The 11,541-nt window shown below is 37.3% G+C and carries 8 protein-coding genes; 1 reads left to right on the forward strand and 7 read right to left on the reverse strand.

Annotation, left to right across the window (positions count from 1 at the left end; translation table 11 throughout):
- Positions 1–84: 84 nt before the first annotated feature.
- Entirely contained in the window at positions 85–1,587 is a 1,503-nt protein-coding gene (locus ADM90_RS18215) for a copper amine oxidase N-terminal domain-containing protein (protein ID WP_053996333.1), read from the forward strand.
- A 257-nt stretch (positions 1,588–1,844) separates the two neighbouring features.
- On the opposite strand, the gene hemL is transcribed toward ADM90_RS18215, so the two are convergent.
- The 7 genes from hemL to ADM90_RS18250 all read right to left on the reverse strand — a co-directional run bounded on the left by hemL (position 1,845) and on the right by ADM90_RS18250 (position 11,539).
- A complete protein-coding gene (gene hemL, locus ADM90_RS18220; RefSeq protein WP_053996334.1) occupies positions 1,845–3,137 on the reverse strand; it encodes a glutamate-1-semialdehyde 2,1-aminomutase in 1,293 nt (430 codons plus the stop codon).
- A complete protein-coding gene (hemB, locus tag ADM90_RS18225; RefSeq protein ID WP_053996335.1) occupies positions 3,138–4,118 on the reverse strand; it encodes a porphobilinogen synthase in 981 nt (326 codons plus the stop codon).
- Positions 4,115–4,876 (reverse strand): uroporphyrinogen-III synthase, encoded by a 762-nt coding sequence (locus ADM90_RS18230; RefSeq protein WP_053996336.1) that lies wholly within the window; start codon positions 4,874–4,876, stop codon positions 4,115–4,117. The genes hemB and ADM90_RS18230 overlap by 4 nt, the downstream gene beginning before the upstream one ends.
- Positions 4,866–5,798 carry a hydroxymethylbilane synthase gene (gene hemC, locus ADM90_RS18235; protein WP_053996337.1) on the reverse strand — a complete coding sequence of 311 codons (933 nt, stop codon included), beginning with the start codon at positions 5,796–5,798 and terminating at the stop codon, positions 4,866–4,868. Before hemC ends, ADM90_RS18230 begins: the two co-directional genes overlap by 11 nt.
- A gap of 18 nt (positions 5,799–5,816) precedes the next feature.
- Entirely contained in the window at positions 5,817–6,644 is an 828-nt protein-coding gene (gene ccsA, locus ADM90_RS18240) for a cytochrome c biogenesis protein CcsA (RefSeq protein WP_053996338.1), read from the reverse strand.
- A 168-nt stretch (positions 6,645–6,812) separates the two neighbouring features.
- Positions 6,813–8,180, reverse strand: a complete 1,368-nt coding sequence (gene hemA, locus ADM90_RS18245; RefSeq protein WP_053996339.1) for a glutamyl-tRNA reductase — start codon at positions 8,178–8,180, stop codon at positions 6,813–6,815.
- A 434-nt stretch (positions 8,181–8,614) separates the two neighbouring features.
- Positions 8,615–11,539, reverse strand: a complete 2,925-nt coding sequence (locus ADM90_RS18250) for a VWA domain-containing protein (RefSeq protein ID WP_053996340.1) — start codon at positions 11,537–11,539, stop codon at positions 8,615–8,617.
- Positions 11,540–11,541: the final 2 nt, after the last annotated feature.

Consider the following 11,541-nt stretch of genomic DNA (forward strand, 5'->3'; position numbering starts at 1 on the left):
TTTTTTTCAGGCATATTTTAATTACAAAGCAATATATTTCTAGTAAAATAATAACATATTACTATTTTACTAGGAGGGAATCAATTGGGAAAATTAAGAATTATCATTCTATTGTTGTTTTGTTTATTAATCGGATCAGGAAATAACAGTGTTAATGCATCCTCAGGTATATCAATTTACATAAACGATGAGAAACAATGGTTTAGTCATCAAGCACTCATTGAACATGGTGTTACACTTGTACCGTTAAGGGGAATTTTTGAGGAACTTGGCGCAGAAGTCACATGGAATCGAGAAAATAAAACTGTTTATGCTTCAAAAGGGAATGTAAGTATAGCACTAAAAATAGGGTCGACAAATGCAAAGATCAATGGCAATACAGTAACATTATCAGTTCCAGCCCAAGCCCATAGCGGACAAACACTTGTACCTTTAAGATTTATTAGTGAATCATTAGGGGCAAATGTTCAATGGGATCCAATAAGTCAAAGGATAACAATTACAGAAGACTTAAACATAGTTACAGAAGATTCATATATAATGACAGAACAGTCAAGTAATAAGGAAACCCAAAAGCCTAAATCACCAAAAACAGAGAAAAAAGAACAGCCTATTTTAAGTCTAGGGGAAACGTTTGCAGATGAACAAATCGAGGTGACAGTTAAGGATATAGAATATGTACACCGCATAAATAAGGGATTTAAAGTTTATCTTTCTGTCACAAATAAATCTACAAAGCCATTACAACAACCTGGTGGTTTACAGTTTAAATTGAATAATGCTCTGTATGAGGATGAAGTAAATATGTCTGGATATAGCCATCATTTTGAATCAAACGGCTATATTTATCCAGGTGAAACAAGAGATGGCTATTACCAGTGGCTTTTTGATAAAGATGTAAAAATTGAAGAAATAGAATTTTATATGATGGAAAATGGCTTTTTGAAGCAATTTAAAGCGAAGTGGCAAGGAGAAGGGAAAAACGATCATACATTATTAGAAAATGAAAAAGTTGACAATAACATTGAACATAATAATACGCAATTTGAGAACAACATTGAGTATAAACCAGATAGTACACAATTTTCGGATAGTATTGGAGATAAAACTTACCCTCTACAGCAAGGTGCTAGTTTAGCTGAAGTTGAAAACTTTTTAACACAATACTATAGTAGTATCACTACTCCTATGGGAAGCTTAAATCTTTCCTATCATTTAATGTATTTTGATGGTTCATTGGATATGTATACAGTCTATACTAAATATGGAGATTATGTACGAAGTTTCTTATACACGATTGACAGATATCAACGTGGTGACACGAAAGATCTCTATATAGATGAGAATAAATTAATGGAGACAATATCCATATTAAAGAATTTTCAAAAGGAAATATACGCTGTAATGGAATATGTATACCCGAATAAAAAAATACAGGGTAGCTTTCACGATAGTTGGTACAGATATCCCAATCTCAGAATGGACCTAGTTACACGTTCAAATTATGAATGGCAGAATTATAAATTTGCTGATTGGAATGGGCATACTTTTGAATATACTATGGGATTTTACTTTCTTGAAGAATAGGAAATAATATAGCTTAATTAAGTCACCTCATCTTAGGTGGCTTTTTTTATTATTAAAGGATGGGTGACTGTTTATTGTGGTCATAGCAGGGACAAGTTTATTATTCTTATTGTTAGAAAGAAGGTTGTACAAAAAGTAAAAACCTTTTTGCACAATCCTCCATTTTTCTTTTGACCGACTGATAGGAAGTGATAATTAGTTTACATGTTCATTGTGAAATATATTACTTCACTAAAAGAACATACTTTCCTATCCTTTTATCTCGCTAATTGTGCAAATACCTTATGGAAAGCCTCTACTGTTTTCGCAATATGCTCCTCTGTATGGGCTGTTGAAATAAATAAACCTTCAAATTGAGATGGAGGTAGGAATATACCTTCCTCTGCCATCAAACGGAAGTATTCCGCGAATAATTGTAAATCTGCTGTTTTAGCTGATGCAAAATCAACAACATCCTCATTTGTAAAGAAGAAGCCAATCATTGAGCCTGCACGATTAACCGTATGTGGGATATTATATTTCGTTGCCGCTTCACGGAAACCTGTTTCTAGCTGGTCGCCTAGCTTTTTAAAGTAGTCATATGTGCTATGATCTAAGCGTGATAACGTTTCATAGCCTGCTGTCATTGCTAATGGATTACCTGATAATGTGCCAGCTTGATAAATAGGGCCTGCTGGTGCGACCTGCTCCATAATTTCTTTTGTTCCGGCAAACGCCCCTACAGGAAGACCGCCACCAATTACTTTTCCTAACGTTGTTATATCAGGTGTTACGCCAAAATACTGTTGTGCACAGCCATAATCTACGCGGAAGCCTGTCATGACTTCGTCAAAGATTAATAATGCAGCATGCTCAGATGTAAGGGCACGTAAGCCTTCTAGGAAACCTGGCTGCGGTGGTACAACACCCATATTTCCTGCAACTGGCTCCACAATGACTGCTGCTAGCTCTGCGCCAAATTTTTCGAAAATCACTTTTGCCCCTTCTAAATCATTGTAGGCAACTGTCAACGTATTGCGAGCAATATCTGCAGGTACACCAGGACTATCAGGTAGACCTAATGTGGCAACACCAGAACCTGCTTTAATTAATAATGAGTCACCATGACCATGATAAGACCCTTCGAACTTTAAAATCTTATCACGCCCTGTAACCCCACGAGCTACACGTAATGCAGACATCGTAGCCTCTGTTCCTGAAGAAACAAAACGAATCATTTCCATACCTGGTAAACGCTCTAATACTAATTGAGCTAAACGATTTTCTGTATAGCTTGGAGCACCGAAGGAAGAACCCTTCGCAGCTGTGTCAGCAATGGCTTTCACTACCTCTGGATGTGTATGTCCTAAAATCAGTGGACCCCAAGACAATACATAATCAATATATTCATTGCCATCAATATCTTTAATAATCGCACCATGACCAGATTCCATAAAAATCGGGTCCATATTGACTGATTTGAATGCACGTACTGGACTGTTAACACCACCTGGCATTAACTGCACAGCTTCAGCATAGGCTTGTTTTGATTTTTCGTAAGATCGCGTCATTTATTTCTCCTCCAACCAACGTGCAACATCTTTTGCATGATACGTAATGATTAAATCAGAGCCTGCGCGTTTCATGCCTAATAATGTTTCAAGCACAACTTTTTTCTCTTCAATCCAACCATTTATAGCAGCCGCTTTAATCATTGCATATTCACCTGAAACATTATACGCAACAAGCGGTAATGGGTAGTTATTTTTCATATCCCGAATAATATCTAAATAGCTAAGGGCAGGCTTGACAATTAAGAAATCTGCACCCTCTTCAATATCTGACTCTGCCTCACGAAATGCTTCTAAACGGTTCGATGGGTCCATTTGATAGGATTTACGATCACCGAATTGCGGTGCGCCATCCGCAGCATCTCGGAATGGACCATAGTAACTAGAAGCATATTTGACTGCATAAGACATAATAGGAATATGTTCAAAGCCCGCTTCATCTAGGCCAGCACGGATTGCTGTCACAAAGCCATCCATCATATTAGATGGGGCAATAATATCTGCGCCAGCCTTTGCTTGTGATATCGCTGTACGGGCTAAAACATCCAATGAAGGATCATTTAAAATTTGATCGCCCTCAATTAAGCCGCAATGTCCATGATCTGTAAATTCACATAGACATGTATCCGCAATGACTAATAACTCAGGATGACGTGCCTTGATAAGACGAGTGGCTTCTTGAACAATGCCATGATCATGAAATGCACCAGTTCCCACCGCATCTTTTTCAGCAGGTAAGCCAAATAAAATAACCGCTGGAATACCTAAAGCTACAACCTCATCAATCTCTGCTTCTAGTTTATCCAATGAAAATTGAAAAACGCCAGGCATTGACTGTACTTCATTTTTAATATCGTCGCCTTCAATCACAAAAATTGGATAAATCAAGTCCTCTTTATGTAAATATGTTTCCTTTACCATTGCTCGCATCGTTGCATTGGCACGCAAACGACGATGTCTTTGAAATTGTAGTTTTGTCATGAATTGTCCCCTACTTTCATAATTTCTTCGATGACTGCTTGCATTGTATATACGCTTGGCATAATATCCACAGTTGCCCCGTATTGTTGAAGAGCTGCCTCCGTAATATGACCGATAGCTGCAATACGAGTTGCTTGCCAGCCAACATGTGGCACTACATCCACGGCGTATACATCAACAGCTGAAGGACTAGCAAAAATCACAGTGACATCCTGATGTTGCTGAATGCAATGGACAATGATCGATGTTTGATCATGTCGTTCCACCGTTTCATAAACTGTCCACTCCTTTAATTCAAAGGGCAGACCATCCTTCAGCGTACTTTTCGCCTTTTCCCCTCGAATAAACAAACATCTTGGCTGATGACCTGCTATACTTGGAAATTCTTTGACGAAAATATCAGCACTAAATATGGAGGGCATAAAGCTTACTTGAAACCCTAGCTGTTCTAATGCTGTGGTTGTTTTCGTTCCAATAGAAGCAATGTTCCCTTGAAAATCTTGCACACTTACTTGATGTTGCTGCATCTTACTAGCAAAGGCATCCACAGCATTTTGACTCGTAAAAATCAACCAATCCATTTGTCGCGCAAGCCTGATATAATCAGCATCATTGCTATTTATGCGCTCGCAAGTTTCAATCAATGGAGCAATCACTGCATAACCGCCTAACACTGCTATATCCTCTACAATTGTTGCGGTCTTCGCTGTACCTGTTAAAAGTATGGTTTTACCCTTTAACGGTAAATTACTGTGCATTTTGCTCTGCCTTTACACGTTGAATTAAGTCGAAAGCACCTTGCTCAGTTAAAATAGCAGCAAGCTCCTCTCCGACCTTTTGCGCATCTGTCCCCATCACTGTTTCCTTGTACATAACAGAGGCATCTGGAGCAGCCACAAGACCAGTAAGTGTAATTTCATCATTATTTGTAGTAGCATAACCAGCGATTGGCACTTGACAGCCACCATCCATCGCTGCTAAAAATGCACGTTCTGCCTGTGCCTCTTGCCATGTTGCTGCATCTGTTAATTTTTCTAATTCAGCTAATAGTTCCACATCATCGGCACGGCACTCAATGCCAAGAGAGCCTTGTGCTACTGCTGGTAAACAATCTTCTACAGGTAAAAACTCAGTCACGACATCCTCACTCCAGCCAAGTCGTTTTAACCCTGCTGCAGCTAAAATAATCGCATCATATTCTTCTGTTTTAAGCTTCGCTAAACGTGTATCAACATTTCCGCGAATCCATTTAACTTCAAGGTCAGGACGCACCGTTAATAGCTGTGCACTACGACGTAATGAGCTTGTTCCTACAACCGCACCAGCAGGTAAATCAGCAAATTTCACATGACCATTCGAAATAAATGCATCACGTGGATCTTCACGTGGAGGAATACAGCCAATCACTAACCCATCTGGCAAGACAGCAGGCATATCTTTCATAGAGTGAACAGCAAAATCAATTTCTTTATTATAAAGTGCTTGTTCAATTTCTTTCACAAACAGCCCTTTTCCGCCTACTTTCGATAGCTGTACATCTAAAATTTGATCGCCTTTTGTGACAATTTCTTTCACTTCAAATTCAAATGGGGCACCCGCTGCCTTTAATTCATTAATAAACCAATTTGTTTGTGTTAATGCTAACTTACTTCTCCTAGAACCTACAATAATTTTTCTCAACAGTCTCCAACCTTTCTTTTAATACCATAAATGGAATCGCGATAAACTGCTTCCAAGGAAGAAATTCGTAACGACTAATAAATAAGCGTAAATATGTACCCACGCATACGTCGTGCCTGTTAGCTTGTTTTTACGATTCACATATAAGATAAAGCAATACAACATTAAGATAATGAAAGACCCTATGATCTTCGCATCGAAAATCGAAAGACTCTCTAATGTTAATAGTGCCCATTCAAACCCTAATATTAAACTTATAAATAACATCGGAATCCCAATGAAAAACGAAATATTCATCCAGCTACTCGTCTGCTGTAAGGACGGCAGTCTTGTCCATAAATGTGACCACTTTTTCTTTTTCAGCAAACGATACAAAATAAGATACAAAATAGCAAAAACAAATGTTAATGTAAATGCTGCATACGATAGGATCGCAAATGATATATGAATAAAAAGCAGTTCCGAAATAAGTGTCTCTCCGACAGCTCCTGTAGGACGCTTAGGCATAAATGTAAAAATACTAGCAAATAAAAAGCCTAGTATATTAATAATAAACACTGGTAAATCCACTCTTGCAATACAATGCAGGATAATGGATAACGTTACAAGTAGCCAGGAATAAAAGAGAATTCCCTCGGATAAAGATAAAATCGGAAAACGCTTTGTTTCCACAGACGTTAAAATAATAATGGCGCTTTGAATCATCCATACGAATGAAACAAGCCAAAAAGCGATACGCCTTGCTCGCACTTGTTTATAAAAGTAATCAGTAAAGTAAAAAACTAGACTGATCGCATACAGGACGATCATCACTTCATAAAGCCTCGTCATGGTCAAATCAGCCAATAGACATCCCTTCTTTATTGTGAAATTGTGAAGCTACAATAGTTTAGACAGTAAAAAACGTTTTCGTATCTTTAGTTTACCATACAGATACGAAAACGCCTCATGTAATATCAGTAGAGAATTTAATCGCGCAAAATATCCACGTAAAGCAACCTCTATTTACACATATTAGAAAGAATACTTTGGTTCAGCAGAGGCTTGAGTTGCTTGCGAGCGTCGTTCTTTACGCTCAAGCTCTTGCTTTGTCATCTCTTGAACTTCAGCTTCCACAGCAGCTTCTATACCAAAAATTTGCTGGAATAAACGTAACTGTTCATTTGCTTTTGGTGCATTGGCCATTTCCTTCGCTTGGAGGATTGGCTCTTTTAACAATTGGTTAATAATTGATTTTGTGTGTTTACTTAAAATTTTACGTTCACGTTCCGTTAAATCTGGCATTTTATTTTCAATACTCATCATCGTCTCTTCTTGAATACGACTTGCTTTTTTACGTAAAGCTGAGATCACTGGCACAACACCAAGAGTAGCTATCCAATCTTTAAATTGTATCACTTCTTTGCCAATCATCTCTGTAATATCAGCAGCAGCACGTTCACGCTCCGCTAAATTTGCTTCAACAATTCCTTGCAAATCATCGATATCATATAAGAAAACATTTGCTAGGTCGCCTACACGTGGATCAATATCACGCGGAACAGCAATATCCACCATAAATAATGGTCTGCCTTTACGTAAGCGTTCTACAAATTGCATCAGCTCATAATCAATGACATAATCTGTAGCACCTGTAGAGGTAATTAAAATATCTGCTTCTAACAAAGAGCATTGCAATTCCTTCATAGATTTAGCTTCACCATGGAATTTAGCCGCTAAGCTTTCTGCTTTTTCAAATGTACGGTTAATGACAGTAACTTTCCCTACACCACTACCATAAAGGTTCTCAATCGCAAGTTCCCCCATTTTCCCTGCACCTAAAATCGCTACATGCTTGCGTTGCAATGAGCCAAAAATTTTCTTTGCTAATTCTACTGCTGCATAGGAAACGGATACCGCATTCTCGCCAATAGCTGTTTCATTATGTGCACGCTTTGCAAATGTTACAGCTTGTTTAAATAGCTGATTGTATACCGTCCCTGTTGTGCCAATCTCTTGTCCATTTAAAAAACTTTTTTTTACTTGCCCTAAAATTTGTGTTTCCCCTAGAACCATTGAATCGATTCCAGCTGTCACTTTAAATAAATGTTCAATTGCCTCATCTTCTTCACGAATTGTTAAATACGAAGAAAATGTCTCCACAGGTAAATCAAACCAGTTGGCCAAAAATTGTTTCACAAAATGACGTCCAGTATGCAATTGATCCACAACAGCATATATTTCTGTACGATTACATGTCGAAACAATTACGTTCTCTAATATACTTTTTTGCTTTTGCAGCGCTTCCATTGCTTGTGGCAGTTCACTCTCAATGAATGATAACTTCTCACGTATTTCAACAGGCGCTGTTTTATAATTCAAGCCTACTACAATGGTATGCATGAATAACACCTCACACGTTCTAATTCATAAATCTCATTATAACACAGTTCGACAAGAGTTCATCTACAATTTGTGAACATGTCATGAAGAACTATTCTTTATTATCTACATTAGAATTATTATAAACTAAGTGTAGCAAATTATACATCTTGTTTCAAATGAAAAATTTTTTCAAAAATTTCGACGTATCCCAAGCCAACGATGCCTTTGTTTATTGTCACCTTTATGAAAATCCTCCCACTCTTTGCTACTCACACACTCTTTTTACTGCCCCATTCAAGGAGGGCACTGAAAAACTAAAAAATTCATTCTTTTATATTAGTAATCTGCCTTTTATTAGATTTGAAAACTTAAAAAAAGTCGATTTGCATCACATTTTTTGTGGCAAATCGACTTTTTCAGTGCCTTCCATTCAAGGAGGCAGTTTTTCTCAATTAATTTGTAATTGTTACTGTTTTTAGAGCAATTATATTGCCATCTTTATCATATGCTACAAACTCTATTTCATTATTGACTTTAAAGTCCTGCATCGTTTGAACAGTTTTCGTTAACATATAAACACGATCACTACGTTTTTGCAGATCAAATTGTACATCCCCACTAACTGATTTAAAGCGTACATTCATTTTATCAACATTTGCGCAATTTTCATCAACGCGCGCACTCATTGTAATATAGCCTTTACGCAATGACACGACAGCTTCTTCAAATAAATCTTCAGGGTTAATACAACTTGATGATGGTGTTTTACATAAAATCGCGTCCACTAACTTTTGGAACACTTGGTGCAATTGTAAGTTATCAAGCGCATGGAAGTAAGCGCCCTCTGTTGCTGTTGCTAATTGCATTAATGTAGCCTCATTGACTTGCGATTTTTTCCCCATACTTACTGTGTAAATTTTCACATTTTGCTTTTTCGCTTCATTGATAACCTTTGTCATTTTTGATTTACTTGTCTTCCCATCAGAAACAACAACAATAGCCTTGGACGTTCTCGTGTCATTAGAGAATTTCGTCAGCGCTATGTCGATACCTGACAAAATATCAGTCGCACCTTTTTCTTTAGATGCTTGATAAAGATCTTTTTTCAATACATCTTCTGTTGTACCTTCTCCAAGCAAAGTAGCTGTTGTATTGGTTTCGACTACAATATTATGTTTAGCCTTTAACTGATTAATAAATTCAATCATTTTCTTTCCACGATAGTTCGCTGGATCAGCCGCTTTCATAGAGGAAGAGTAATCCACTACATAAGCCACTTCTGTTGTTAATGAACAAGAATTTTTACTAAAGTATGGATTTGTAAATATTTCCTCCGTTACTTTTTTATCCTTTAAATCCTTCAATATCGTTGTATAGCGAGGGTCTATTGGATTGACAAGTACAGCCTCTACCTTAGATTTTCCATAAATCACAGAGTCAAAATATGCTACAGCCGTACCTGGATTACCTGTATGATTTAATGGGTCAGATGTATTCGTGATAAACGATGCTGTTTTCTCCACACCATCATATTTAATTTTAACTGTCCCCTGATAATCCGTAACAGGCTCTCCACCTGGACGCACTAATGTCACCATGACTTTTGTATAACGATCTTTACCAGACGGTCTCGATGCAGCCTCCGCACTTTCCTTCAGCGCATCTACCCGCTTTTTATAGGCTTCTACTTGACCAAGTAATTTCCCTCCTTGATATTTTAATAACACTGTACGATCATAATTACTTAAATTTGTTAGGATAGCGTAAATTTTCATTACACTATCATAGTGCTCTAATGTTAAATCCTTTTCCTCGGGCATATAATTTGGACTCATTAGCTGAATAATGGAACCAACAGGGTTAATATTTTCAACCTGTGACGCAATCGCATCATCGATTCCTTGAATACGATAAATTGGACGACCATCCTCAGAAATCATATACATGATTTCTGTTTTTGCAGGTGTTGTAACAGATTCTTCTATCCGATGATTCAAGATTTTTTCAAATAAATACACAGAAATATCATAGTTTTCAAATTGCAAAATGGCATTCTCATACCCTAATGCTGGATATTTCGGATCTGATCCACCATAACGTAAATACATATTTTGAACATTCCCTAAAGCATCTGTCACATTTGTTTGCTGTCCAATGCTAAATCGCTTTTCATCCTCATCAGGATCTAATGGCACAGGCCCATAGACATCAATTACATTTTCCGTAAAGAACTCTGGTAAATCTTCGTACGGCGTATACGGAGGTGTCACACTGCCATTATCATCGTCCGTATTAGCAGGATCATATACTTGATAATCAATACGTAATTCTGGTTGTGGTGAATAACGAACTTCTGCATTTAGTTTCTCGCCAACAAGACATTTCAACGCAGGCTCTGTATTATTTACTAGCTCAAAAGAAATTGTATCACGCACAGATTTTGTTAAAGCTGGTGCAATGACAATAGCTGAAACTGTTGAACCATCCGATTGTACATTTCGAACAGCTTCCCCTGAAGTATCCACAATTTTTGCCCCATAAGATGATGTAACACGGAATGTATAGGATTTATCATCTGCAATTGGATCACCATTACAAGCTTTTAAAGAAACCGTAATCAGTGTTGAATCAACATCGTTCGCAATTAAATCAGGTTTTTCAACAACAATACTTTGTAAGGCATTATTAACATATTCTGGTCCTGTAAAATCATTGTTATTATTCTTTGGCTCTTCAAAATCAGTACTGCTTGAACCCATAAAACCAGGTGGCAATGTAATGCTAGCATTATCACGACCAGCAACACTTTGCTTTAGCCCTTGTAAAGCAAAGGAGCCATTTTGCACAGCTCGATATAAAAACATTGCCACATCACTGCGTGTTAATGCTGTAGATGGGTTAAAACTAGCAAATGTCTTTGTAGGATTTATCGATAAATCATTCGTATATAAATATTGGACTGCCTGTGGTTCGTCTAAATCTAATCCTTTAAAGGCAGCATAAATGCGGGCAAATTGACCACGTGTTACAGCTTTTGTACGATTAGCATTTACATATATACCGTTAAATGGTAAATAAAAATCACTATAAAAATTATAAGCAACGCTATCGAGATAAGACAATGCATAATTTCGATCTAGCTTTGCAAATATAAGAACAAGCTCACGATCTGTTACTTGTTCATCTGGTAAAAAGTTATTAGCACTATTTAAGGACATTAAATCATTATCAACTGCCCATGAAATTGCCTTATAATTCGTACTGCTTGTCGGCACATCTCTAATCGTTGTCGCTGCTTGCGTAACAGTAGGTGTTGCAACTGTTAAAATGAGCAGCAAGCACAATAAAGAGAGCAATGCTTTTTTCACATATACCATTC

It is taken from the genome of Lysinibacillus macroides, from assembly GCF_001281525.1.
GTDB classification, from domain to species: Bacteria; Bacillota; Bacilli; order Bacillales_A; family Planococcaceae; genus Lysinibacillus; species Lysinibacillus macroides.

Coding starts and splice junctions, on each gene's coding strand:
- hemA (WP_053996339.1), bottom strand. CDS start 8,180: ATGCATACCATTGTAGTAGGCTTGAATTATAAAACAGCGCCTGTTGAA.
- ADM90_RS18250 (WP_053996340.1), bottom strand. CDS start 11,539: ATGGTATATGTGAAAAAAGCATTGCTCTCTTTATTGTGCTTGCTGCTC.
- ADM90_RS18230 (WP_053996336.1), bottom strand. CDS start 4,876: ATGCACAGTAATTTACCGTTAAAGGGTAAAACCATACTTTTAACAGGT.
- hemL (WP_053996334.1), bottom strand. CDS start 3,137: ATGACGCGATCTTACGAAAAATCAAAACAAGCCTATGCTGAAGCTGTG.
- hemB (WP_053996335.1), bottom strand. CDS start 4,118: ATGACAAAACTACAATTTCAAAGACATCGTCGTTTGCGTGCCAATGCA.